The organism is Thermomicrobiales bacterium, from assembly GCA_023954495.1.
Lineage (GTDB): Bacteria > Chloroflexota > Chloroflexia > Thermomicrobiales > CFX8 > JAMLIA01.
Map to the genome: position 1 here is coordinate 1 of JAMLIA010000045.1, position 24,842 is coordinate 24,842.

The 24,842-nt window shown below is 62.0% G+C and carries 24 protein-coding genes; 10 read left to right on the plus strand and 14 right to left on the minus strand.

From position 1 onward, the window contains the following. The 5 genes from M9890_09700 to M9890_09720 form a co-directional block, all read left to right on the plus strand. Positions 1–1,005 (plus strand): glycosyltransferase (locus M9890_09700; protein MCO5177229.1); only part of this gene is annotated, 1,005 nt, incomplete at its 5' end. Beyond that, positions 996–1,688 carry a hypothetical protein gene (locus M9890_09705; protein MCO5177230.1) on the plus strand — a complete coding sequence of 231 codons (693 nt, stop codon included), beginning with the start codon at positions 996–998 and terminating at the stop codon, positions 1,686–1,688. The genes M9890_09700 and M9890_09705, both read left to right, overlap by 10 nt. Continuing rightward, positions 1,685–2,377: a hypothetical protein gene (locus M9890_09710; GenBank protein MCO5177231.1), complete on the plus strand. Its 693-nt coding sequence runs from the start codon at positions 1,685–1,687 to the stop codon at positions 2,375–2,377. The genes M9890_09705 and M9890_09710 overlap by 4 nt, the downstream gene beginning before the upstream one ends. A gap of 14 nt (positions 2,378–2,391) precedes the next feature. Further along, complete coding sequence (locus M9890_09715; GenBank protein ID MCO5177232.1) at positions 2,392–2,997, plus strand: hypothetical protein; 606 nt, start codon at positions 2,392–2,394, stop codon at positions 2,995–2,997. Between the two features lie 108 nt (positions 2,998–3,105). Then, on the plus strand, positions 3,106–4,632 hold the full coding sequence (locus M9890_09720) for a YifB family Mg chelatase-like AAA ATPase (GenBank protein MCO5177233.1): 1,527 nt from the start codon (positions 3,106–3,108) through the stop codon (positions 4,630–4,632). 92 nt (positions 4,633–4,724) lie between these two features. Here the strand turns inward: M9890_09720 and M9890_09725 are convergent, their stop codons facing one another. Then, positions 4,725–5,075 (minus strand): (2Fe-2S)-binding protein, encoded by a 351-nt coding sequence (locus tag M9890_09725; GenBank protein MCO5177234.1) that lies wholly within the window; start codon positions 5,073–5,075, stop codon positions 4,725–4,727. Between the two features lie 85 nt (positions 5,076–5,160). Further along, complete coding sequence (locus M9890_09730) at positions 5,161–5,928, minus strand: endonuclease/exonuclease/phosphatase family protein (GenBank protein MCO5177235.1); 768 nt, start codon at positions 5,926–5,928, stop codon at positions 5,161–5,163. 1,597 nt (positions 5,929–7,525) lie between these two features. Here M9890_09730 and M9890_09735 point away from each other — a divergent pair. From M9890_09735 to M9890_09745, 3 genes are all read left to right on the plus strand, one after another. Then, on the plus strand, positions 7,526–7,759 hold the full coding sequence (locus M9890_09735) for a hypothetical protein (GenBank protein ID MCO5177236.1): 234 nt from the start codon (positions 7,526–7,528) through the stop codon (positions 7,757–7,759). A gap of 42 nt (positions 7,760–7,801) precedes the next feature. After that, the gene (locus M9890_09740) at positions 7,802–9,295 is read left to right on the plus strand and encodes a redoxin domain-containing protein (GenBank protein ID MCO5177237.1); all 1,494 of its coding nucleotides are present in this window, start codon (positions 7,802–7,804) and stop codon (positions 9,293–9,295) included. 328 nt (positions 9,296–9,623) lie between these two features. After that, the gene (locus tag M9890_09745) at positions 9,624–10,751 is read left to right on the plus strand and encodes an ABC transporter ATP-binding protein (protein ID MCO5177238.1); all 1,128 of its coding nucleotides are present in this window, start codon (positions 9,624–9,626) and stop codon (positions 10,749–10,751) included. On the opposite strand, the gene M9890_09750 is transcribed toward M9890_09745, so the two are convergent. From M9890_09750 to M9890_09760, 3 genes are read right to left on the minus strand one after another with little or no spacing between them, the layout of a single operon-like run. Beyond that, complete coding sequence (locus M9890_09750; protein MCO5177239.1) at positions 10,748–11,638, minus strand: ribokinase; 891 nt, start codon at positions 11,636–11,638, stop codon at positions 10,748–10,750. The genes M9890_09745 and M9890_09750 overlap by 4 nt on opposite strands. An 11-nt stretch (positions 11,639–11,649) precedes the next feature. Next, positions 11,650–12,474, minus strand: a complete 825-nt coding sequence (locus M9890_09755) for a class I SAM-dependent methyltransferase (GenBank protein ID MCO5177240.1) — start codon at positions 12,472–12,474, stop codon at positions 11,650–11,652. Beyond that, positions 12,471–13,325: an HAD-IIA family hydrolase gene (locus tag M9890_09760; GenBank protein MCO5177241.1), complete on the minus strand. Its 855-nt coding sequence runs from the start codon at positions 13,323–13,325 to the stop codon at positions 12,471–12,473. The genes M9890_09755 and M9890_09760 overlap by 4 nt, the downstream gene beginning before the upstream one ends. A gap of 178 nt (positions 13,326–13,503) precedes the next feature. On the opposite strand from M9890_09760, the gene M9890_09765 reads away from it, so the two are divergent. Then, positions 13,504–14,697, plus strand: a complete 1,194-nt coding sequence (locus M9890_09765) for a M20 family metallopeptidase (protein ID MCO5177242.1) — start codon at positions 13,504–13,506, stop codon at positions 14,695–14,697. A gap of 23 nt (positions 14,698–14,720) precedes the next feature. Here M9890_09765 and M9890_09770 read toward each other — a convergent pair whose 3' ends face one another. After that, positions 14,721–15,638, minus strand: coding sequence for a DUF4349 domain-containing protein (locus M9890_09770; protein MCO5177243.1), 918 nt, complete (start codon positions 15,636–15,638; stop codon positions 14,721–14,723). A gap of 390 nt (positions 15,639–16,028) precedes the next feature. On the opposite strand from M9890_09770, the gene M9890_09775 reads away from it, so the two are divergent. Next, positions 16,029–16,412 carry a hypothetical protein gene (locus tag M9890_09775; GenBank protein ID MCO5177244.1) on the plus strand — a complete coding sequence of 128 codons (384 nt, stop codon included), beginning with the start codon at positions 16,029–16,031 and terminating at the stop codon, positions 16,410–16,412. Between the two features lie 13 nt (positions 16,413–16,425). Here the strand turns inward: M9890_09775 and M9890_09780 are convergent, their stop codons facing one another. From M9890_09780 to M9890_09815, 8 genes are all read right to left on the minus strand, one after another. Continuing rightward, the gene (locus tag M9890_09780; protein ID MCO5177245.1) at positions 16,426–16,569 is read right to left on the minus strand and encodes a hypothetical protein; all 144 of its coding nucleotides are present in this window, start codon (positions 16,567–16,569) and stop codon (positions 16,426–16,428) included. A gap of 87 nt (positions 16,570–16,656) precedes the next feature. After that, positions 16,657–19,257, minus strand: a complete 2,601-nt coding sequence (clpB, locus tag M9890_09785) for an ATP-dependent chaperone ClpB (GenBank protein ID MCO5177246.1) — start codon at positions 19,255–19,257, stop codon at positions 16,657–16,659. A 4-nt stretch (positions 19,258–19,261) separates the two neighbouring features. After that, positions 19,262–19,666, minus strand: a complete 405-nt coding sequence (locus tag M9890_09790) for a MerR family transcriptional regulator (protein MCO5177247.1) — start codon at positions 19,664–19,666, stop codon at positions 19,262–19,264. Positions 19,667–19,844: 178 nt separating this feature from the next. After that, positions 19,845–21,062 carry a D-alanyl-D-alanine carboxypeptidase gene (locus tag M9890_09795; GenBank protein ID MCO5177248.1) on the minus strand — a complete coding sequence of 406 codons (1,218 nt, stop codon included), beginning with the start codon at positions 21,060–21,062 and terminating at the stop codon, positions 19,845–19,847. Positions 21,063–21,242: 180 nt separating this feature from the next. Then, a complete protein-coding gene (locus tag M9890_09800) occupies positions 21,243–22,346 on the minus strand; it encodes a hypothetical protein (GenBank protein MCO5177249.1) in 1,104 nt (367 codons plus the stop codon). A 134-nt stretch (positions 22,347–22,480) separates the two neighbouring features. Continuing rightward, positions 22,481–22,765 carry a cyclic-di-AMP receptor gene (locus M9890_09805; GenBank protein ID MCO5177250.1) on the minus strand — a complete coding sequence of 95 codons (285 nt, stop codon included), beginning with the start codon at positions 22,763–22,765 and terminating at the stop codon, positions 22,481–22,483. A 92-nt stretch (positions 22,766–22,857) separates the two neighbouring features. Then, entirely contained in the window at positions 22,858–23,334 is a 477-nt protein-coding gene (gene ruvX, locus M9890_09810) for a Holliday junction resolvase RuvX (GenBank protein ID MCO5177251.1), read from the minus strand. Beyond that, positions 23,288–24,842 (minus strand): baseplate J/gp47 family protein (locus tag M9890_09815; protein MCO5177252.1); only part of this gene is annotated, 1,555 nt, incomplete at its 5' end. The genes M9890_09815 and ruvX, both read right to left, overlap by 47 nt.

Genomic DNA, 24,842 nt, shown 5'->3' on the forward strand with positions numbered 1-24,842 from the left:
ACATCAATCTATGACGCTGACCAGCTACCGAGCTTGTACCGCACCTGGGATATCCGAACGACGTGGATGAACCACCTGCCCGGCGTTGGTGCGTCCCATCAACGTTACCTGCCTGTCTACCCGTTGGCGTTCGAGCGGCTCACACTGCCGGATTGCGACGTTGTGCTGTCGTCGTCGAGCGCCTTCGCCAAGGCGGTGCGGCCGCCGGACGGCGCGGTCCACGTTGCCTACATCCACTCTCCGATGCGCTTCGCCTGGAATCTGGACGCCTATGTGGAGCGCGAGCAGATGTCGCCGGTTGTGCGGCAGGGACTGCGCCCGGTGATGACGGCGATGCGCGCCTGGGATCGACGGACGAGCGGACGCGTCGATCGGTTTATTGCCAACTCTTCCGCCGTCCGGGATCGTATTCGCCGGTTCTGGGAATGCGACGCCGACGTCGTCTATCCGCCGGTCGATACCCAGCGGTTTGCTCCGGTGCGCGACGATCAGGTTGGCGAGTACTTCCTGATGGTGTCGCGGCTGGTGCCGTACAAGCGGTTCGATCTGGCGATTGATGCATTTAACGCGCTCGGATTGCCGCTCAGGATCGCCGGTAGCGGACGGGATCGGGAAGCGCTAGAGCGGCGTGCCGGACCCGAAGTTCAATTCCTCGGGCACGTCAGCGACGACGAGCTCGCTCAACTGTATGCTCGGGCCCGCGCAGTCGTGTTCATGTCTGAAGACGACTTCGGGATCGCCCAGGTTGAGGCGCAGGCAGCCGGTCGGCCAGTCATAGCGCTTGGCGCGGGTGGCGCGCTGGATACGGTTGTTGACGGCGTGACCGGTGTCCATGTTGCCGAGCAGACGGTCGAAAGCCTGATCGAGGCAGTCCGTCGATTCGACGGCATGAGCTTCGCAACTCAGCGAATTGTCGAGCATGCTCAGCAGTTTTCAGCACAGCGGTTTGCGAACGAATTGATACGGATCGTCGAGGAGACACGGGAGGCGAAAACGTGGAGCTGAGTGTCTACTTGCGGGCGCTGCGCAGACGTTGGCCGTTTGTGCTTGGCGTCCCGCTGATCGCGATCCTGATTGCGCTTGTGCAGGTGGCGCTCTGGACACCGACGTACTCGACGGTCGTTCGCGCGCGTGTCATCTATCAGAATAATCAGCCGCCGACGACGGACTTCGAGTACGGTGGCTTCTACACGTTCGGCGCGAGTGAGTACAACATCGACGATCTGGTGGAGGTCGTGCGCGGCAATGTCTTTGCCGGTGCCGTTGCCCAGCGGTTGGCGTCGGCCGGTGTCGATGTGACGGCCGGTGACATCGGACAGTCGCTCAGCAGCGACCGCACGCATCGGATTCTGTCGGTTCACGTCGCATCGAAAGATCAGGGGCGTGCCGTCGAGGTCGCCAGAGCAGTGGCTGATGAGCTTGAGCTGGACGCGACGGCCTATCTTGGGCTCGACAAGCTCGATTCGACAGCGTTGATCGACATCATTGACCGCCCGACTGATGCAGCACCAGATACGAACCGGATGATCCTGCTGCTGGCTATGCAGGTGCTTGCTGGGATCGGTGCCGGGATGCTGATCGCGTTCCTTGTCGACTATCTTGATGAGACGCTTCGCGATGCGGAAACGACCGAAGCGGTGCTGGGCGTGCCGCACCTGGCGACGATCCCGAGCGGGTCGCGCCGATGATGCGACCGGAAGAGATCGTCGTCGCCATCCTGCGGCGCTCATGGATCATTGTGCTGGCGGCAGCCGTAGCGGCGCTGGTTGTGTTTGCCGGGACGAGCGATCAGACGAAGACCTACACGGTCAACGCGCGTCTGATGGCGATTGCCGACCCGCCTGACTATTGGGTGGATCTGTATGCGAAGAACCGGCTGGCGTCCTACCGGGACATCATCAGCAGCTGGGCGTTCGTCAGCGAAGCAATGGCCAACGCCAGCAACGGTATCTCGCCGGATGTCGCGGCGTCCGGACTGTCGGTCAGCCACCAGCCAGATGCAAACATCGTCCAGATAACGGTGAACGACACCGACCCGCAGCGAGCCGCCGACATCGCGAATGCGTTAGCGGACGAGTTCGTCCGACAAAGCGTCGATTTGAATGATGAGCTACTGGCACGACCGCGGGTGGAGAATCAGACGCGTCCCGAGACCGTCACGATCGTCAAGCTCGACACGCCAACGCCGCCATCGACGCCGAATAGCTCGCGGGCGGGTGTGTCGACAATCGCAGGTGGGCTCGCCGGGGCGCTGGCGGGTGCCTGCATCGTCTTCCTGCTGATCTATCGCGATGACACCTTAAAGAATCGCACCGACCTCGAACGTTACCTTGGGCTACCGGTGCTGGCGACAGTACGAGAGAATCGGCAGCAGTGATGAAGGAGAAGTCGTTGGCGACAGGTTCGGCGTCTGAGACCACGCGGTACAACATCGAAGAGGCGTTTCGGACGTTGCGCTCGACCGTAAAGTTCGCTTCGGGCGAGCGCCGGATACAGTCGGTGCTGGTCGTCGATGTCGATACGACCAAGACCAGCGACGTCGCGCGTCATCTGGCGGAGTCGTTCGTGCAGGCCGGAGATCGCTGCGCCTACGTTGAAACGGACGGTCGCAGCGGCGCAAGCGCTGCAGGCTTCGCCGACCTAATTGCCGGGAAGCCGTTGCCCGAGAAGCTGCTGCAGGCAGGCAGTGCCGGTCTCGTCATCGTACCCGCCGGACAGGCGGCAGGTGGCGACCATCTGGCGAGCGCCGGTACGGATAGCGCTCTTAGCGCATTGTCGGATCAGTTTGATCTGATCGTGTTGTCGTGTGCGCCGCTACCGCGCTTCGCTGATGCGCTGGCGCTGGCCTCGCGCGTCGACGGCGTGATCATGGTCGTGGCTTCCGGGACAACGCGGCGACCGAAGGCGATCGATGCCCGCGACGCACTGCAACGCGTCGGTGCAAACATCCTCGGCGTCGTGCTGGTCGAGGGCAAGCGCGGGCTATTCAGCCGCTAAACATTCTGGCTCAATTCACCGCATCACATCCCGGCAGCCGTGCTAGACTGCCGCAACAGTTTCATTGTGTTCCGAGCCAGAAGTGTCTCCGTAGCGGGAGGATTGAGCGTGCTTGCAACCGTGCTCAGTTGTGCCACGATCGGCCTCGAAGGCGTGCTCGTCCAGGTTGAGGTCGCGGCGGCGTCCCCGCACGGCAATCCGGGCATCGTAGTTGTCGGCCTGCCGGACGCAGCCGTTCAGGAATCGCGCGAGCGTGTTCGCACTGCGATCAGAAGCAGCGGTGGTCGAATTCCAAGTGGGAGAATCATCGTCAACCTGGCACCAGCCGACATACGTAAGGAGGGCCCGGCTTACGATCTGCCGATCGCGGTCGGCTTGCTGATGTCCAGCCGTGCTGTCGTGGCCGATCTTCGCGACGCGATGGTCGTCGGCGAACTGTCGCTCGACGGCGCAGTCAGGCACACAACCGGCATCCTGCCGATGGTCGCGCTGGCGGCACGCGAGGGTGTCCGCCGCGCGTTCGTACCGGCCGACGATGCTGATGAGGCCGCGTTGGTCGAGGGCATCGACGTGTACCCGGTTGATTCGCTCATCGGTCTGGTGAAGCATCTGGATGGCAGCGCGCCGATTCCTCCGTATCGCGGTGTGCCGATCGACCTTGAATCGTTTGAGATCACTGCGCCGGATTTCTCCGTCGTTCGCGGGCAGGAGCACGTCAAACGCGGACTGGAAGTCGCCGCAGCGGGCGGGCACAACGTGCTGCTTTCTGGACCTCCGGGCACCGGGAAGACGTTGCTCGCGCGGTCGATGCCGTCGATCCTGCCGCGCCTGGAGCGCGATGAAGCGATTGAGGTCACGAAGCTCTTCTCAGTCGCGGGGATGCTTCCCAGCGGACAGCCAATGGTGCGGGAACGCCCATTCCGCTCGCCGCACCACACGGTGTCGTACGCCGGTCTGGTCGGTGGCGGGCGGTTCCCGCGACCTGGGGAAATCAGCCTTGCGCATCGCGGCGTGCTGTTCCTCGATGAGTTGCCCGAGTTCGGGCAGAACGTCCTGGAGGTTCTGCGCCAGCCGCTGGAAGATCGCGTCGTGACGATCTCGCGAGCGAGTGGTGCGATCACCTACCCGGCGTCGTTCATGCTGGTGGCTGCGATGAATCCGTGCCCGTGCGGCTACAACGGAGACCCTGAGCGCGAATGCACCTGCTCGGCCGGAGCCATTGCGCGGTACCAGAAACGCATTTCCGGACCGCTGCTGGATCGCATCGACATTCATCTGGATGTGCCACGCGTCGAGTACGAAAAGCTCTCCGATCAGCGAGCCGGTGAATCGTCATTGGCGATCCGTGGACGCGTTGAGGAGGCTCGCGAGCGGCAGCGTACGAGGTTTAGCGATGTTGGCATCCGCACGAACTCCGACATGGGCGCACGAGATGTCCAGCGGCATTGTGTCCTCGACGACGCCAGCGGTACATTGATGCGGACAGCAATGCGCCAATTGCAGCTGTCGGCGCGCTCGTACCACCGCATCCTCAAGCTCTCGCGTACGATCGCCGATCTGGCCGGGGACGATGCCATTCGCTCGCATCATCTTGCCGAGGCGTTGCAGTATCGACCGAAGATCATGACGCCGTAGAAGAGTGCGCCGCCCGTGATCGGCATGGGCGAACAGGCGCAATGATGCCCCTGGCAGGAGGCCGTTGTGGGCCGGACCAGGGGCGCGTGCTATCAGGCGTGCTCGGTTGCGTCGATGTCTTCGCTCGGCATTGGGCCGGCGTCGGAGAGGCCGGACTCACTGAATCGGCGTAGTACACGGACGCTGAGATCGCTGGTGCACAGAATCTGGCACGAGAGGCGCGTGTTCTCGCCCAGCTCCTTCTCGCGTGCCAGACGAACCCGCTCGCGCTCGGTCATCTCGCCAGCATCGCCTTCGAGCACTTCGACGCGGCAGGTGGTGCACTTCGCCAGACCGCCGCACCGATGGAGAATATCAACGTCGTTGTCCATGAGTTCCAGGACCAGTCGCCGACCCGACGTGGCCTCGAACGCCTTGATCCCCTCCGCCTCAATCCGTGGCATCGTTATCCCTTTCCTACCACCAACATCGTGTGACTTGGTGCGTTTACCCATCCACAGCACCGCGTTCATTATCCACAGTTTTGCTTTAGCGGTTGGTGAGGATGTTGGCAGCGATGCCGAAATGGTCTGAAGCCGTCAGGCGTTCGTCGTCGTCAGCAATGCGATCGAACGTGATCCAGGCGTCGAGAACGGTAATGTCGGCACTCACGAAGATGTAGTCGATCACCTTGGCGTCTTCGAGTCCCCAGGTTCGGCTCAGTGGGGAGGGGACGGTGACTTCAGGCTCATGACCGTGGACGAGCGCGTAGGCGGACTGCATCTCCGTTGCGAGCAACCGGATCGCTGGCTCATCGGGGACAGCGTTGAGGTCGCCGACGAGGATGTGCGGATGCGGTGGACGCGCGCGTATGTTGCGGAGAATGATCTCGACCTGCCGCAAGCGTTCGTCGGTGGCATCGGCGGCGTGGCTGAGATGGGTGTTGTAGAAGTCCAGCAGTGTGCCGTCGTCGAGTGCGACCGTCACGCGCTGCGCGACGCGCTCGCCACTACGCAGATCTATCTGCTCCGTCTCGATGACAGGCATCTCCGTGAGGACACCAATGCCTTCCCAGAAGCGCCGCAGGCCGGTTTTCCAGGCCGAATACAGGTGATGTGGCGGGCTATCGGATTCCGCATTAGCCGCCTGCACGATCATGCGGGATTGCAGAGACGGCCGTCGGAGTTCCTGCAGGCCGAGGATATCGGGGCCAAGCTCCGAGAGCTGTTCAAAGAGCAACCGTCGCCGCGCCGACCAGCGGTCTGACGTGTTGCGCAGGTTCAGGGTGCCGACACGGATGGGTTCTTGCTCGGACATCCCGACCTTCCTGCTCGCGCTGTTCTCCAGTTATCACGCAACCCACTCATGATACAGGCGGACGAGTAAGGCGACCGCCGAGGCTTTCGATTACACACCTATCATTTGACATCGATCAATGCCGGGGTTAATATCGCGGCACGATAGAAGTCTTGGCAGACCCTTTCGTTCCTTCCGCAACTTCCCGGATCTGCCACACATCACGTATCCGAGACGCTTCCGTGCACATGCGCGGAATGATGGTTCTGTGTGCCGCAGAAATCGAAGGTAAGGGTGCGATATGGATGTGCGCCGATTTGACGAGCTTACTCGTACGCTCGGCCAGACGACATCGCGGCGGCAGGTTCTCAAGGGTGTAGCAGCCGCGGTTGTGGGTGGCGCGCTCGCCAGCCTCGGCATTGGCGGCTCGCAGAAGGCGGATGCGTATGGCGAGTACACCTGCGACGGCGTTCCATATGACCCGTCCCATCAATGCTGCGAGCCGTCAGGTATCCAGCAGAGGTATCCCATTCGCGACATTGATGCCTGCCCGGATCGAGTGCCCCATCCTGGCTATACCGCCACTTCCAATGGCTGTGGTCCGGAGAACGGCTTCTTCAAGTACATCGTTCCCAATCGTCTTGGCCCGCTCCGCAATATCGATTTCACACCGGCCTGCAACGGTCACGACATTTGCTACGGAACCTGCAATACCGACAAGCATTCGTGCGACCAGCACTTCTTTCTCGATATGTCGACAACCTGCGCCGAAGCGTATCCGCACGACACCTGGTACGACCGCTACATGGTCTACAGCTGCGTGGCGCTCGCGCGCCTGTATTACACGGCGGTGTCCAGCACCCGAACCGGTACTTCGGCATATGAATCTGCCCAGCGCGAGGCTTGCGACTGCTGTCCGGTATGCGAAGACTGTGACGGACCGAACGACAAGTGCTGCGACGCGCGCTGCGTTGACGTCTCGACCAACGCCGAGAACTGCGGCGATTGCGGCCATGCGTGCCGCAGCGATCAGATCTGTGCCGATTCCGAATGTCAGTGCCCTGATGGGCAGACGGAATGCAACGGCGTCTGCGTCGATCTCAATTCTGATACCGCCAACTGCGGGGCATGTGGTAACGCATGCGAACCGGGATCGACATGCGTCGACGGGACGTGCTCGTGTCCACCGTCGAAGACGCTCTGCGATGGCGAGTGCGTCGATCTTTCCAGCAATCACGATCATTGCGGAGGTTGCGACATAGCGTGCTCCGACTGCGAAGAGTGCGTCAACGGCACTTGCCAGCCAATGGATTGCGGGAGTGCATGCCTGACCTGTCAGGACGGGCAGTGTGTTTCCACCTGCGGTGACGGCCTGCAATGCTGCGATGATGGCACCTGCAAGGAGCAGTGCATCGATTGTCCACCGGAGCGCATCTGCGGCGACGTGTGTTGCGACGAGGGCGACATCTGTTCAGAAGGCACGGACTGCATCCCGAGTCCATGCGCTGCCTGCGCAGAGGATGAGATCTGCTGTAACGAAGTCGGTCTGGATGCCAGCGGCGGCGGCGACGGGATGACCTGGCAGTGCCGCAAGACTAGTGAATTCAAGATCTGCCCGGTGACACCGAGCGCAGGGACGAAGGGCTTCTATCGCGATGCCTGGATCTGCTGCCCGGTTGAGTCGGAGTGCTGCGGTGGAAATGGCTACCTGTACTCCGTCTGCGGCGGCGCGAATGGCATGTGCTGCCCGAGCGGGACGTCCCAGTGCGACTCAGTCTGCTGCGATTTCGAATGGGATGATCCCAATCATCGCTGCGGCCTCGATGAAGACTTCAACTACGTCTGCATGTAGTGCCGAGCATGCAACATCCTGACGATGGGAGGGATAGCTGAGATGCCAACAATCCTGCTACTAGCGCGGTTGGTGTTGGCCGGTGTGTTTCTCATCGCCGGTCTGGCGAAGCTTGCCGATCGGGACGGAAGCCGTCGTGCGCTCGTCGAATTCGGCGTTCCGCCACTGCTGGCCATTCCCTTTGGTGTGCTGCTTCCAGTTGTCGAGATCATCGTCGGGATCGGGCTTATTCCGCGCGCGACTGCGGACTGGAGCGCAGTCGGTGCGCTGATGTTGCTGACGCTCTTCTGTATCGGCATTGCAGTCAATCTCATGCAGGGCCGAGAGCCGGATTGCCATTGCTTCGGACAGTTGCACTCAGCACCGGCTGGCTGGCAGACACTCGTGCGAAACGCGTTGCTGGCTGGCGTTTCCGGGTTTGTCGTCTGGCAGGGTTGGGGCGACCCGGGCCGAAGCATTGTTGGCGTCGCGGATTCGCTGTCGACCGGTCAGGTAGTCGTCGCGGCGGCTGCCGTTGCAATGCTCGCTGCCATCGCAATCGAAGGTTCGTTGATCCTGAATCTGCTCCAGCAGCAGGGTCGGCTGTTGGCACGTGTCGAAGCATTGGAGAGTGGGAGCGTCTCGGCGAACGCTGTGCCGAAGACTGAACATATCGGCCTGTCACTTGGCAGCGTTGCGCCCGACTTTCAGCTTCGTGGCTTGCACGGCGAGACGATGACGTTGGCGGCACTGCGGGCCGCTTCGAAGCCGGTGATGCTCGTGTTTTCCGATCCCGGGTGTGGACCGTGCAACGCGCTGATGCCGGATATCGGTCGCTGGCAGCGGGACGAGAATCTGGGGTTGACAGTTGCGTTGGTCAGCCGGGGCGCTGCCGAAGCGAACCGCAGCAAGAGCGCCGAGCATGGATTGACGAATGTGCTGTTGCAGGAGGATCGCGAGGTAGCCGAGGCGTACAGGTCGCGCGGGACGCCAGCAGCGGTCCTGATTCGATCCGACGGTACAATCGGCAGTGGTCTGGCTCAGGGGGCCGGGAATATCCGCGACCTGGTCGCTACGGTGAGCGGACAGCAGATTGCCAACGTCGTCGTTCCCACGAACGGCCATAAGCCGCAAACAGCGATCCAGAGTGGCGTTGGAGTTGTTGCGCCAGACATCAAATTGCCGGACATCAACGGCACAACAGTCGACCTGGCTGACCTCCGCGGGCATGAAACACTGGTTGTGTTCTGGAATCCACGCTGCGGCTATTGCCAGCGGATGCTCAATGACTTGCGCGAGTGGGAGGCAACGGCGCCAACGAGTGCGCCACATCTCCTTGTCGTCTCGACAGGAACAGCGCAGCAGAACCGAGCGCAGGGTCTAACGTCAACGATCGTCCTCGACGAGGGATTCCAGACCGGCAGACGGTTCGGAGCAGGAGGCACACCATCGGCTGTGCTCATCGATGCCGAGGGGCGGATCGCTTCTGACGTTGCAGTTGGTGCGCCGTCGGTTATGGCTCTGGCGAACCGCGAGGCGGTTGAGTCTGCGAGTTAGCATAGGCATCAGCAGCGTCTATACAACACCGCATTGACTGCCACCGGAAATGGGCCGTGCGATTCCTTCGCACGCCTGTTTTAGCCATCGCCGTTACGTCATGGCAAACCACTTGCACATCGTCATCTGACTGCGCGCCGAGCCGCCTGTGCTCGACGCTGGATGGAATGCGCATACGAATCGCCAGCGAAGTTGACGCGGGCAATTTCGGCGTCTAGCCTAGGGGGCGTCGCGGGTCCAGGTTCGGGAAGACGGAATCGTGCCAGGACGTGTCTCCCCTTGCCACCGGAACATCTCACGCCGACCGGCTTAATCCGAGGAGGACAGGGTGGCGAAAGTCGTCTTCGATCATGTAACCAAGATGTTTGATGCGTTTACAGCGGTGAACGACCTCAATCTCGAAATTGAGGACGGAGAGTTTCTCGTCCTCGTCGGTCCGTCTGGCTGTGGGAAGTCGACCGCACTCCGCTGCCTTGCCGGACTCGAGGAAATCACCGACGGTCGGATCTTCATCGGCGACCGCGACGTCACCTATCTGGACCCCAAGGATCGCGACATCGCGATGGTGTTTCAGAATTACGCGCTGTACCCGCATATGTCTGTGCGCGACAACATGGCGTTTGGCCTGAAGCTCAGGAGCACGCCGAAAGATGTCGTCACGGCGCGAGTGAACGAGGCAGCCCAGATTCTCGGCATTGATCAACTGCTGGATCGCAAGCCACGCGCGCTGTCTGGTGGCCAACGACAACGTGTCGCGCTGGGTCGGGCGATCGTCCGGGAGCCGCAGTGCTTCCTGATGGACGAGCCGCTCTCGAACCTCGATGCCAAGCTGAGAGTTCAAACGCGCGCCGAGATCATCAAGCTGCAGAAGCGGCTCGAAACAACGACCATCTATGTCACGCACGATCAGACTGAAGCGATGACGATGGGCGACCGCATCGCCGTGATGAACGAAGGCAAGCTACAGCAGCTCGACACGCCCCAACGTCTATACGACAACCCGGCCAACCGGTTCGTGGCGACGTTCATTGGCAGCCCGTCGATGAATGTATTCCCGGCCGAGGTCGTGGCAGCGGATGGCGAGGTTTCAGTCGTAGCCGACGGTTTCCGGGTGAGCCTGCCGCCGGATCGCGCGGAGGGATTGCGGCCGTATGTCGGCCGCGAGGTGCTGTTCGGCGTCCGGCCGGAGCATATGCAGGTGCGTGAATTCGCAGAGACGGTCCATGACGGCAACACCGTGAACATGCAGGTTGAGCTCGTTGAGCCGCTGGGTTCAGAGACGCTCGTGCATCTGGCTGGCCCGGGCGGTGAAACAATCGTCGCTCGCGCCGATCCTCGCACCAAAGCCCGACGTGGCGAAGAGATCGAGATCGCGGTCGACACATCGCAGATTCATGCCTTCGACCCAGAAACGGAAGCATCGCTGACGTCGCTTGAGATGGCTGCTACCGCTTAGGAACGCATCAGCCGTTCGACTGCCTGGCGAATTGGCAAGCCCGGTTCAGCGCCGCGAACTGTTGCTGCCGCTGCCCCGGCTGCACTCGCGAACCGCACCGCATCGGCGGGGATCTGCCCCTCGATGAGCGCGACGGCCAGCGCCGCGCAGAAGGCATCTCCTGCGCCGGTTGCATCGATCGCCTGAATGACGGGAGGCTGCGTGCTGCCGGACTCTCCATTGATCGACCAGACCGAGCCTCGTGCGCCGAGTGTGATGACCGCGCCCCGTCGGCCAGAGGCGAGCGCGTTGACCATGACTGCTGGATCGTCACCCATCGGCAGAAGATCGTGTGCCTCGACTTCGTTCGGCGTGAGCAGATCGGCGCTGTCGAGGAGTTGTGGCGTTACGGCGTGCGCCGGAGCCGGGTTGAGCATCACGATCGCACCGGCGGCGCGCGCGTGCCGCGCTGCTGCGATTGAAGTCTCGACGGGTACCTCGCCCTGGAGCAACAGGACGTCGCACGGCGGGAGATCCGCGACTGCTTCGGGCCGCAGGTGGTGGTTTGCCCCCGGTGAGTGGACGAAGGCGACGTCGCCATCTGGGGTGACCATTGGTACCGCAACTGAGGTGGGCGCGTCGCTGGTGACGATCATGCGCGACGCATCGACACGTTCAGCATTGAGTGCCGCGAGAAACTGACGACCAAAATCGTCGTCGCCAACCGCACCGATGAACGTCACGTCAGCGCCGAGCCTGGCTAACGCGACGGCCTGATCGTAGCCCTTGCCGCCGCGATACTGCCCGAAGCTGGTCGCGACGACGACATCGCCCGGCTCCGGTCGCCTCGGTACTGCGAAGCTGAGGTCCATGACCAGCGAGCCAGCGACGACCGCCCGGACTGCCATTGCGCACTGCCTCAGACGTCGCGAAGTCGCTGGGCGGTCACGTGCAGCCCAGACGCGAGCTTGCCGCCGTCGTAGAGGCGATCTTCAAGGTAGGCGAGCCGCCAGGTGACGAGGAACACGCCGCGCGTTGCCAGCTTGACCAGCGGAAGCGGCAGCCTGCCAGGCCCGCCAGATGTTCGCTCGCGCTGCCAATAGTCAACGATGTCATGGACCTGGCCGACGACGTGGAAGGAGTGCTGGACGTTCGTGACGGTGAGGCCGCTTGCCCAGACGAGCTGCAGCACATCGCTCTGTTGAAAGCGCTGGATGTGCCCGACGTGGCGCTCTTTCCAGTGGTGGATCGGGATACGGCTGCCGTTGCGCAGTGCGCGATAGAGCGTACCTGGCTGGTCTTCAAGCGGCACAAAGAAATGCAGGACACCACCGTGTTCCAGCACGCGCTGGCACTCCTGAATCATCTGTGCTGGATCGGGGACGTGTTCCAGCAGATCGAAGAAGATGACGGCACTAAAGCTGGCATCGCGAAAGGGCAATTGCTGCGCATCGAAGACGAGGTAGAGGGGCGTGCCGCCGAGGTCGACAGCCTCTGTAATCGCGACATGGCTCAGGTCACCGGCGATGACGTCGAGGTCTGGGCGCGCTTTGGCGAGTGCGCGCGCGTAACGTCCCGCCCCTGCTCCGAGCAGGAGCAGTTTCCCGGTGCAATCGCCCAGTGATTCGAGCGCACGGTCGAGGCGCAGCTCAGCCAGTGAGTGATCGCCGGGACGAAGATCGTCGCGGCCCTGAATGGTGGATGGATCGTCTACATCGTAGTGAGAATCGCCCGGCTCGCTCATCGCTTCGACGCCTTCGCAGTTCGGGCTTGAAACGCGGCTGTTGCCTCCGCAAGCGTCGGCACGACGAGTGTCGGCTGGATGCCGAATGTCTCAATATCAGCCTCGGTGGATACTCCGGTCAGGACGAGCAAGGTTGGGGTTCCGGCATTGTTGCCGGCCAGGATGTCGGTATCGAGGCGGTCGCCGATCATCAATGTAGAGGCGGCAGTTGTGCCCATGATGTCCAGGCATGACTCGATCATGACGGGACTGGGTTTGCCGATGACAACCGGCTGAACGTCGGTTGCGGCAACGAGCGCGGCGACGATCGCGCCGGAACCGGGGATCAACCCGTCCTCGGTCGGGAACGTGCGATCGCCGTTTGTGGCGACGTAGTCTGCGCCCGCGCGAATCGCCAGGCAGGCGACCTTGAGCTGATCGTAGCGCAGGTCGAAATCTGCACCCGACACGACCACCTTGGCATCATGTTCGGCAGGTTGAAAGAACCCGTCCGCAAACACCGCTTGCTTCAACGCATCCATACCGACGACGTAGATGGTCGTTCCGGCAGGATACGTCTGGCGAAGGTAGGTGGCGGTTGCGATCGCCGAGGTGACGATGTGTGTCTCCGGCGCAACAATCCCCATGCGCCCGACCTTTTCGACATAATCGCGCTGGGTCTTGGTCGAGTTATTCGTCGCCATCGACCAGACGATGCCAGCGTCATCCAGCGCCTGCAGGAATGCCGGCACCTCAGGGATGAGCGTGTCGCCGCGATAGATGACACCGTCCATGTCGAAAATGCAGCCGGTGATTGCTTCGGCCCAGTCTGACGATGGCATCGACGTGGACCGAACTACCTGATTACTCATCAACCCAACGACCCCCAACAGAATCGGAATGCGTGTCCGTGCAATGTTCCGCCGAGGCAACGATAGCCGCGTCTGCGCAGCACGACAACTGTGTAGGCCGTTCGCTGTCTCGCATGTATTATGCGCGTCAGAGACTCTCGCTTGAATCACAAGCAACTCACAGATATGGGAGGGGACGATGGACGACGAACAGGTCCAGCGCGTTCTGGATCAGATTCAGGAATCTGAAGCGATTGCGTTTCTCCAGTCTCTTGTGCGTGACGAAGCATCGGTGAATCCGCCCGGCGATGTTCGCGAGTCGATTCGCATCTGCACGGAGAAGCTGGCAGCCGAAGGCTTCGAGACCGAGATCATCGGTGACCTGGATCACATGCCCAACTTGCTCGCCACGCTTCGCCGTGGCGACGGACCGACCTTGTTGTTCAACGCGCACGTCGATGTTGTGCCGACCGGTGATGAGAGTGCCTGGTCGCATCCGCCATTTGCTGCGGAGGTGGTCGATGGTCGCGTCTATGGTCGTGGTGCCGGCGACGACAAGGCCAGTGTGACAGCGCAGGTTATGGGTGCCATTGCGCTGGCTCGGTCGGGTGTCGAGTTCAGCGGAACGCTGATCGTCAACGTCGTCGCCGACGAAGAGACGGGCGGCCTGCACGGTGCGCACTATGTCGCCCACAACATGGGGACGCGTCCCGACTTTGTGATTGTCGGTGAGCAGACGCAGAGCATGGTAGCTATCGGTGAGCGCGGCTTCGCGAGTACCCAGGTGACAACGCGCGGACGCGCGGCGCACGGTGCGCTGCCGTGGGAGGGCGTCAACGCGATCGAGGGTATGGCGGAAGTCATTGTCGCGCTTCGCCGCGAGATGTGGCCGGCGCTCGAAGAGCGGGTGAGCCCGTATTTCCACCACTCATCTGCGTCGATCAACATGATCTCTGGCGGTATCAAGCAGAACGTTGTGCCGGACGAATGCTCGATCTATATCGACCGACGCATTCTGCCGGGCGAAGTGCCCGAGGAGATGGTGCAGGAGATTCGCGAAGTCGCAGAGCGTGCGGTTGCGAATGTCGAAGGGGCAACAGTCGAGGTCGTCGGACTGGGTCTGGGCGCTGCATCGATGAGCGATCCCGACTCGCCGGCGGTTCGGGCGATGCTCGCTGCCAACGAGCGGCTGGGACTTCCAACGGAGCTGACCGGCTTCTCGATGGGCACCGATGGGCGGCATTTCGCCGCCATCGGCATCCCGACGATCATCTATGGCCCTGGCGATCCCAAGCTCGCACACATCCCCGATGAATGGGTCGGGGTGGACGAGGTCATGCAGGCTGCGCGCGCATATGCGCTCACGGCACTGGGCATTCTCTCCGGCAGCTAGCCGATAACCGTGCCGGACGCAGGTCAGACAACCTGCGTCTGGCGCGATCGATTGCGATAGCGGCGGATGACCAGGAGTGCGACCGCTGCGAACGGAGCGACGAATGCGGCGACGATCAGCGTTGTCGTGGCGGCGACAACGATCGCCTCGACAGCACCGCGGGCGTGGTTCCAGGCGCGTTCGAGTAAATTCACAACGCTGAAATTGCTTTTGCCAGTCGACGCGACTGCGGTGGCAGGGCGCAGCGAGACGCTGATCGTCGACAGTGACGTGGCGTTGTCGAGGTAGTTCTGGCGTCCCTGAATGCGTTCAACTTGTCCGCGAATATCTTGAAGTTCCAGTTCTAAACGAAGGATGTCGTCGATCGATTCAGCTCGGCCCAGCAATTCGAGCATGCGCGCCTGAGTCTCACGCAGCGTCCGGAGCTGGCTTTCGTTGTCGATGTATTCGCCGCTGACATCCTGGGACGAGGACTGCTCCCGATCAACGCGGGTCACCCACGATGCGCTACGGAGCTGATTCAGTACCTCATCGAAACGGTCTGACGGCACGCGGATTGTCATATCTGCCTGCAGGTTGGAGCCATCATTGTAGCTGCTGGATGAGAACACGAATCCGCCGGCCGACATTGCGATCCCGCGAACGGTAACGATCGACGCCCCGACATCTTCAACGCTGAGGTAAATGTCGGCGGTGCGAATGACCTGTTGTTCAGACGGTGCGACAAGCGGTTGGCTCACCTCCTCGCGCTCGGCATCGGCTGCTGGCGCTTCCGCTGCGCCAGACATTGCCGCGCTTTCAGTGCTGGCAAACGACGACTGATTCGTCTGGACTGCGTCATCATCGGCGCTGCCACCACATGCAAAGATCGTGATCGAGCACAGTACGGTTATCAGCGTGAGCCCCAGCAAACGTGTACGTCGAGTCAGGACCGTAGCCATGATCGCCTCCATCTGTCACATGCAAGTGATTCAAGGTGCTTATGGATGAAGACGTTCGTCAGACGGGAAAGGTTCCCGGATAGAACCGCCGTTTGATTGGCCGACCCGCAGCGGAGAGCAACGGGGCCTTTGCTCTGGTTGCTTACTGGACTACGTGCGTTGCCAATGTCAAGTCGGCCGGTCGGCGGCCCACCCCTTGTCCTGTCATCTGCCGCCCAGGGGGCACCTGGAAGTGAGAGATCTCCCATCCGTTCGACAAAGTCCAACGCTGGAGATGACAGGCTCGGGTGATGGCTTTCGGATCGGACGCCCCGGCATGCTGAAACTGACAATCGGCCGAGCGTAGGCAGGTGAAGCAGGGTTCCAATGTAGTGGAAAGGAATGTGATTGATGGAGGAGGGTACAAGAGGGGTTGCCGACGGGTGCGTTCTGATCGGCGCGGGCGTGGCGCTCATCATGCTTGTATTGGGGGTCGCCGTTCCTCTGGCTGGCGGAACGGACTTCAATGGCCTGCCACGGACATTAGGGCTCTCTGCGATCACTACCGTTTGGGTTATTGTTGTGGTGGCCGCTCTGCGTCGGCGTCAGTGGCTGTGGCTTGGCGTCGTCGTGGCGTTGGGGCCACTGCCGGTGGTCGCATACAGCGCGTTTGTGGCGGATAGCCTTAGCAATCCTGAAGCATGGGATGCATTTAGCAGCGCACCGTGGGAACTATTGGTGTTGCTACTGACGCCCATGCCATTGTTTCTGTACGGGTTGCTGAGACAACGGTGATCGCAGAGCGGAGCTACTCGTCGCCGCGTTCGAGTGAGCGATCGATGCTGGTGGCGAAGCCGAAGACGATGATGAAGAAGATCGGGATGAGGAGCAGCAACACTACCAGCCCGCCGACTGTCACGGCTGCCTTGATGAGCTCCAGGATCGTATCCATTAGTGATCCACACTCCTGATCTTGGTCGGTGATGCGGCGGCCGACTCATTGGCCGACCGCCGCAAGTATACCGATTTCTGCGCCAGATCAGGCGACGATGGCCGCGTTGCCCAGCGCGCTGTTGATTTCCAGTCCGTTGCTGCCGCGCGTGACAGTCACCGTTTCGCCATCGTGGATCTCACCGGCCAACAGCTTCATCGCTAGCGGGTCCAGAATCTCCTTCTGGATGACGCGCTTCAGCGGCCGCGCGCCGAAGGTCGGGTCGTAGCCGCGGTTGGCGATCAGCTCGCGCGCTTCCGGTGTCATCTGCAGGTCGATGCCGCGGTCCTTCAGGCGCTGGCGCACCTGCTGCAACTGGATGTCGACGATCTGCTGGATCTGATCGCGCGATAGCGGCGTGAAGATCACGATCTCGTCGATCCGGTTCAGGAACTCCGGCCTGAAGTTCGCGTGCAGCGCCTCCATGACGCGCTCGCGCGCCTCGTCCTCGCTGGACGACAGGATGTAGGTCGATCCGAGGTTGCTCGTCATGATGATGACGGTGTTGCGGAAGTCGACCGTGCGTCCCTGTCCATCCGTCAAGCGTCCATCGTCGAGCACCTGCAGGAGGATGTTGAAGACTTCCGGGTGCGCCTTCTCGATCTCGTCGAACAGGATCACTGAGTACGGTCGCCGCCGGACAGCCTCGGAGAGCTGGCCGCCTTCTTCGTAGCCGACGTAGCCCGGAGGTGCGCCAATGAGGCGCGAGACCGCGTGGCGCTCCATGTACTCCGACATGTCGATTCGAACGATCGCCTGGTCATCATCGAACAGGAACTCGGCGAGTGAACGAGCCAGCTCGGTCTTGCCGACGCCGGTTGGGCCGAGGAAGATGAACGAGCCGAGCGGCTTGTTTGGGTCAGATAGTCCGGCGCGGGCGCGGCGGATGGCATTCGACACGACGTTGATCGCCTCATCCTGCCCAACTACTCGGTTGTGCAGGCGCTCCTCCATGTGGACGAGCTTTTCGATCTCGCCTTCGACAAGGCGGCTAACCGGGATGCCGGTCCAGCGAGCGACAACTTCGGCGATATCGTCGGCGGTCACTTCTTCTTTCACCAGCCGCTGCGCACCATCCTGCTCTGCAACCGAGCGCTCGGCGGCTGCAAGCTGCTGCTCGAGTTCGGTGAGCTGCCCGTATTGCAGCTCGGATGCACGCCCGTAGTCCGCCTGTCGCTGGGCGCGTTCAATCTCCTGCCGCGTCTGTTCGATCTCTGATTTCAGCGTGGCAAGCTGCTGGATGTCTTCACGCTCGCGATCCCACTGGGCCATCAGCGCGTCACGCTTCTCCTTGAGATTGGCCAACTCGGACTCGAGCTCGTCCAGACGCTTGCGTGAGGCGTCGTCGCGCTCCTTGCGCAGAGCCTCGCGCTCGATCTCCAACTGCATGACGCGGCGATTGATCTCGTCGATCTCGACCGGCATGCTGGTGATCTCCATGCGCAGGCGTGACGCGGCTTCATCCACCAGATCAATGGCCTTGTCTGGCATGAACCGACCGGTGATGTATCGGTCAGCCAATACTGCAGCCGAAACGAGCGCGCCATCGGTGATGCGGACGTTGTGATGCACTTCATAGCGATCACGCAGACCGCGCAGGATGCTGATGGTGTCCTCGACCGACGGTTCGCCGACATAGACTGGCTGGAATCGTCGTTCCAGCGCGGCGTCCTTTTCGATGTACTTGCGGTATTCGTCGAGTGTTGTTGCACCGATGGCGTGGAGCTCGCCACGCGCCAGCATCGGTTTGAGCATGTTGCTGGCGTCCATCGCACCTTCTGCAGCACCGGCTCCGACGACGGTGTGCAGCTCGTCGATGAAGACGATGATCTCGCCTTCGGAATCGGCGATCTCCTTCAAGACGGCCTTCAGGCGCTCCTCGAACTCACCGCGAAACTTCGCGCCGGCAATCATGCTGCCCATGTCGAGCGCGATCAGGATCTTGTCTCGCAAGCCCTCAGGCACGTCACCGCGAACGATACGCTGCGCCAGCCCCTCGACGATTGCGGTCTTGCCAACGCCCGGCTCGCCAATCAGCACCGGGTTGTTCTTGGTTCGGCGGCTGAGAACCTGAATGACGCGGCGGATCTCTTCGTCGCGGCCAATGACCGGATCGAGCTTGCCAAGCCGGGCGGCTTCGGTCAGATCGCGTCCGTACTTTTCGAGCGCTTCGTACTGGTTTTCAGGATTCTGATCGGTGACGCGCTGCGAGCCACGGATCTGGGTGAGTGCTGTCATGACGGCGTCGCGGCTGAGTCCGTTTTGCGTCAGGATCTTGACGCCCTCTGAGCGTGAGCCCGCGTCCAGCGCGGCCAGCAGAAGGTGCTCGGTGCTGACGTATTCGTCACCAAAGCCGCGGGCTTCGTCCTCGGCTTTCTGGAGGACGTTGCGAAGCGTTCCGCTGAGCGTGGGCTGGGCGGAGTACTGGAGCTTTGGTGCGCGATCGAGGGCAGCGCTCAGTTGCTCGGCGATTGCTGTGGGTGAACCGCCAGCACGCTCGATGGCTCGCGGGACAACGCCGCCTTCCTGTGTGACCAGGGCGTAGAGGAGCTGATCAACGTCGAGTGTGGCGTGCTGCCGACGCTCAGTCTCCTGCTGCGCACGAAGGATTGCCTCCTGCGCTTTTTCGGTGAGTCGTTGCGGATTCATGGAATTACCTGGGCTTCCTGTTCACTCGAACTTCGATGGCAACCCGACCTCGTTGGGCTTCATCAGAAACGGTCGACGCTCCCATCATGTCGAGGAGACCGTCGAGGACTGTAGAGATGTCATCGTAGTCTTCACGCTTGTGATTACGCAGTTGCTCCTGAAGTGCGCGAATCTGCTCAGTGAGTCCGAGCGCAAGCTGGACTCCGGCGAGATTGATGCCCTGATCTTCGACAAGGTGCTTCACCTGACGAAGTCGCTCGATATCCTCGGTGGAGTAGAGGCGGAGGTTGCCGGTCGTGCGCGATGGGGCTACGAAGCCCTCACGCTCGTACTTGCGGAGCGTCTGCGGGTGCAGGCGTAAGAGCCTTGAGGCAACGCTAATGACGTAGAGTGGCTCGCTCTCTCGCATGCAATCTCCACCAATCTAACGAGGTTCACGCGATCTTCAGTCGCAACAATGTTGATACGAACTATATCATGTTGCTGACCTGGCCGCAACTGATCGGCAGCTTTGTGGTTCCGTGAGCACGAACATGCCCGCCTGCGATCGCAGACGGGCAATTGAGCGTGCGGGTTGCGGAGTGGTATCAATCGCCGAAAGAAGGAACCGCTGATGGTTCTGGAACGCGACGTTGTTGGTGCGTCGGCGAGGGCGATGAATCGTACGTGACGAATGGCGCGGTCATGCCATGCGGTGCAAAAGCACTGGCTGGTCGGGGCCGCGGTCGGCGGTGCGTCGTCGGTTGCGCTCGGGTTCGGCGCGTTTTCATCGGGGCCGGATTGGTTGCGCGGTTGACGATGAAGCCAATGAGCAGGAGGCAGGGGATGGCGGCGAGCGCCATGGCTGCCCAGGCACCCGGCGCGCGTGACTTCTGCCGTTCGACCGCCGCTGATGTGACGACCTGCTCGGCGCCGTTGCCGATTACCGAGAGTTGGGAGTTTGCCGCAGAGCCGCTTGGGTCTGGCGCAGTGGGTTGTGCCGGTGCTGCGAGTGCAGTGAAGCCGTAATCGAGCAGGGCGGTGGCGTCCGATGCCCAGGCATCGGCAGTACTGCCAAGCAGAACAGCGATGATCGACTGCCCGTTACGCTGAGCGATCTCGACCAGGCAGTAGCCCGCGTTCTGGGTGATGCCGGTCTTGCCGCCGATCAGCCCCGGATAGGTGCCGGACAGCGGATTGGTCGTGTACAGCGTATGGCCGTCGCCCGTATAGGCTGTCTGATTGAGCGCCTGACCAAACGCCGGGAGCGACTGGAGACCGTAGCGGGCGATCGTCGCCAGATCCCGCGCCGTCGTCACATGCCCTTCAGTGTCGAGGCCGTGCGGATTCACGAGGTGGGTGCTGGTCGCGCCGAGCTCGGCAATGCGTGCATTGGTGTAGTCAACGAACGGCGTGACCGACGCGGTTTCGACCGGTGTATTCTCCGCCGCCAGGTTGCGGGCGATCGTCATTGCCGCGTCGTTGCCGCTCGATAGCAGCATGCCAGCCAGTAGTGTCTGGAACGAATCGGACTCGCCCGCGACAAGCCCCATGCTCGCTTCGCCGACGAGGTCGCCGCTTGTGGCGGTCATCTGCCGATCGAGCGGCGTGATTTCAATGGCGGCAATGGCAGTGAAGATCTTGGTAAGGCTGGCCGGTGGCACTTGCGCGTCGGCATTGTGCTGGTAGAGAACCTCGCCACTGCTCGCGTCGATGACAATGGCGTTTCGGGCGACGAGGTTCGTCGTTGCCGAGACGGGCTGCGCGACGATAGCGAGCATCAAGCTCGCGATCGCTGCTATCGCCGCCAGTGCGAGCCGGGACATCAGAAACCTCCACCAGAACCCGTTGACGACACACGATGGCCACGCCCGGCATACCGTGAAGATTTGCCGAGATCCTTGTGTTCCGCAGGTCAGTTATGGGACGTTCGTGCCAACGAGTCAGAGTCTACCAGCACCCCTGTACGTACACAAGGACAGGTTCGTCATGTCGTTGGTGGTTTGTTAGCGCGCTCTGCGGCGCGGGAGATCCATGCGAGGGCGTCGCAGATGTTCGCGGATACGCGCGTAAATCAAGTTGCGATCAACTGCGCCGACGATGTGATCGCCGGTAACAATGAGCGCGACGTTACTTGCCGACTCGTCGACAAGGTCGAGGATGTCGATCAGCGTCCACTCTCCGCCGGCACGCGGGATGTCGTCAATTGGCGACGCGATTTGACCGACAGTCACCGTATCCCACGAGATCCGCGGCACGCGACGTATGTTTTCGAGGCTGACGAGGCCGACGATCGCGCCATCCTGCTGCACGAGGAGCGGCCCGCTTTCGACCGATTGCAGGATCTCGTCGAGCGTGGCGTCGATGGTGCGGTCACCGGCGATTCTGCGACTGATGCCCAATCCGGCTTCGTCGACCGTTACTCTGCGACCACCTTCGCGGAGAAGTGTAAGTGCGAGACTTTGGCGAGCCGACTGGCTGACCGACCAGTAGGTGAAGAGCAGCCAGGCGGCGGCGACCGACCATGTGTCACCCAGTGCCAGCAAGAGCAGCCCGGACAGGACGATGCCGAAGCCGATGATCTGGCCATAGATGCTGACGATCTTCGTTGCGCTGATGAGGTCGTCGGAGAGATACCAAAGGAATGCGCGCAGGATTCGGCCGCCATCGGTCGGGTAGCCGGGCAGGATCGTCAGGCCGCCGAGGGCCAGGTTGACCACGGCGAGCGGACCAAGCACGGTCGCCGGGAGGCTATCGCGAGGCAGGAGCCACCAGACGGCACCTAGCAGCGCTCCCGCGGCGAAACTGACTGCCGGGCCGATGGCAGCGACGACCGCGTCATCGTCGGGCCGCTCGGGTGGGAACGCCTCGTCGGTCAGCGCGCCCATCGCGGACAGGTCCAGGCGGTGCAGCCGTGTACCGCGGCGGCGCGCGACGATGTCGTGGGCGATTTCGTGGCCCAGCAACGACGCGATCGAGCCGATCACGATCACTGCCGTTGCGGAATACCAGCGAATGAGTTCGGCCTGCGTGCCGTCCGGAGTGGTGAGGTTGATGGATATACCGGTCAGAACTGCAGCAATGAACAACCAGGTGCGCGGGACGCGCACGGGTACACCGCGTACCGTCAAGCGGCCCGCATGCCTGGGCTGTCGACCTTTTCGCGGGTTGGCGGTCATGTGTACTCCCCGGTGACGCCGTTATCGTACGGCGCTAAGGGGAATTGTGTACGAGTGCGACCCGGTTAGAGCCGCTGGTATTCCTCAAGATCGAGAACGAACACGGTTGCAGCCGCAGTCTGGACCTCGCCGGAATCCTGGGCCTGCGAACGGCTGCGCGCTTCCTGGCGAATCAGGTCGAGGACGTGGTCAACCTGCTCGTCCTGGACACCGATCATGATCGTGGTATTACCGCGCCGGAGAAATCCGCCAGTGGAAGCCAGGCGGGTCGCGCGAAAGTCATTTTCGAGGAGAGCATCGACAACCGCGTCGGCATCCTCGTTCTGGACAACCGCGATGATCAGCTTCATAACCCGTCCGCCTCGTTTCACCGTTAGCCGGTCAATATGCCTGAGTTGCTATTATAGGTGTCCGGGAAATTCGAGGTCAATGTTGGCTGTGCTTACCAATCGTTCGTTGGTGAATCGGTCCGCATCGGGTGCTCGTCGAGATAGCTCTGGAGCATGATCGCTGCGGCGATGGCGTCGCGCTGGATTCGGCGATCGCGTGCCTTCCGACCTGCTTGCTCAAGTGCGCGGTCGGCGATGGCGCTTGTCAGCGTCTCGTCCCAGAACACGACAGGCACGTCCAGCAGCGCTTCCAGCTCGGCCGCCTGGGTGCGGGTGGCGCGCGCCTGGTAGCCTTCGTCGCCGCTGAGACTGACCGGCAGCCCGACCACGACTCCATCGGCTGCGACTTCACGCACGACTGCTACGATGTCAACCAGCGAGCCCCGCTTCAGATCGATGATACGATCCGGGCTGGCGATGATGCCGGTGTCGTCTGAAATGGCGATGCCGATCCGGCGCTCGCCCAGATCTAGCCCAACGAGCTTACGGCCCGGTCGGGGCGGCCTCGACCTGCGTGGCCGTCGGGGCATGTTCAACCTCTATCGATATGCGTGACGACAGCAGCGGCATGTCGGACCACAGCCAGCTGTTGCTGCGTTCGATGTGTACGTCGGCAACGCCGCCGATCTCGTGCGCCTTCGCGGCTGTCGCGTCGACGCTCGTACCATTGGTGGCGCTGCTCAGTCTATCGAGGGCGATCTGGTCGACAACGTGCTGTGCGTTCGCCTGCGCGACAATCGTGTAGCCACTGTTGTCATCGTCACCGAGTGGTTGTGGTGCGGAGATGCTCAATGAGTTGGCGACGATCTGGCTGTCTGCGGCTGCTGATTCCAGACGCCGCGTCACTTCCGCCTCAGCCTGCTGCTGCATGGCGGCCGGGTCAAACACCTGCGCCGAGATCGCCATCGTTGCGACGACCTGGAGCGTTGTCGCGTCATCGCCAACGGCGTGATCGAACTGGAATGATGGCTCACCGCGCTGTTCGCTGTTCGGTGCCAGCGTCGCGCCGTTGCTGATTTGGGGCGCCAGTGCTTCTGGCGCGCGGGCATTCAGGTCGGCTGACGCAGCCGATTCCAGCGCGGCGCGATCGGCATCGCTGACGGTCGCGATGCGCTTCATCGTGCCACCGGCGATTGCGTCGCGATTCGTGTAGAACACGCCACTGTCCCACTGGCCGTAGATCGTCTCGGCGTCGGTGTTTGCATCCGTGCCCGGCACGGTCGCCTGAACAGCCACCGTTGCGCTGCCGAATGTCTGCGAGCCGTATGGGTCGGCAGCGGGTACGTCGACGTCGACGAGGGTTGCATATTCGAAGCCGTCGGCGGCGTAGGCGATGGTGCCGGCCGGAATGGTCACCGCGACGACGCTGGGGTTAGTGAGCAGCAAAGTCCCGCTGGCCGTCGCATCCGGTACGAAGCGCTCGCCGGTTGTCGGGATACTCGTCGTTGTGGTGACGGTCGCTGAGACTGATTGCGGAGTGAACTGCACATCAAACGGCTGCCCAGCAGACGCCAGCCCGTAGGTCAATCGGACTTCAATTTGCTCGACCTTCGGCGTGACGGCTATCGTGGCCGCCGGTGCGACAACAACGAGCAGACCAGCGAGCAGGATTGCCACGATCAGGAATGCGGCGATGATCGCGGCGATTCGTGGCTTCGTTCGTCGACGTGGAGCGGCATCGGCCGGAATCTCGAATGTTCGCGACGACCAGGTTGCCCAGGACGCATTCAGGTCGGTCGTGCGCTCGGGTATTGGCTGGACGGGCGGCGTGATCACGAATGAGTATGAACCGTCGTCGGCATCATCGCGATCGAACGCGACCGATGTGTCCTGCGCGTGCCATGAGGGCTGAACCACCTCGTGCGTTGGTTCCGGAGCGGCGGCTTCGGGCGTGTCGATGCGACGCGTAAAGGCGTCGGCGTCCTCTGCGCCCGGCGAGGAGTCTGGATGATCGAGTGATTCTCCACGCGGCTCCACGACCGGCAAGCCGACAAGCCGGGCTAGCTCGCGGCGCAGTGGATCTTCGGTCGTGATGCTG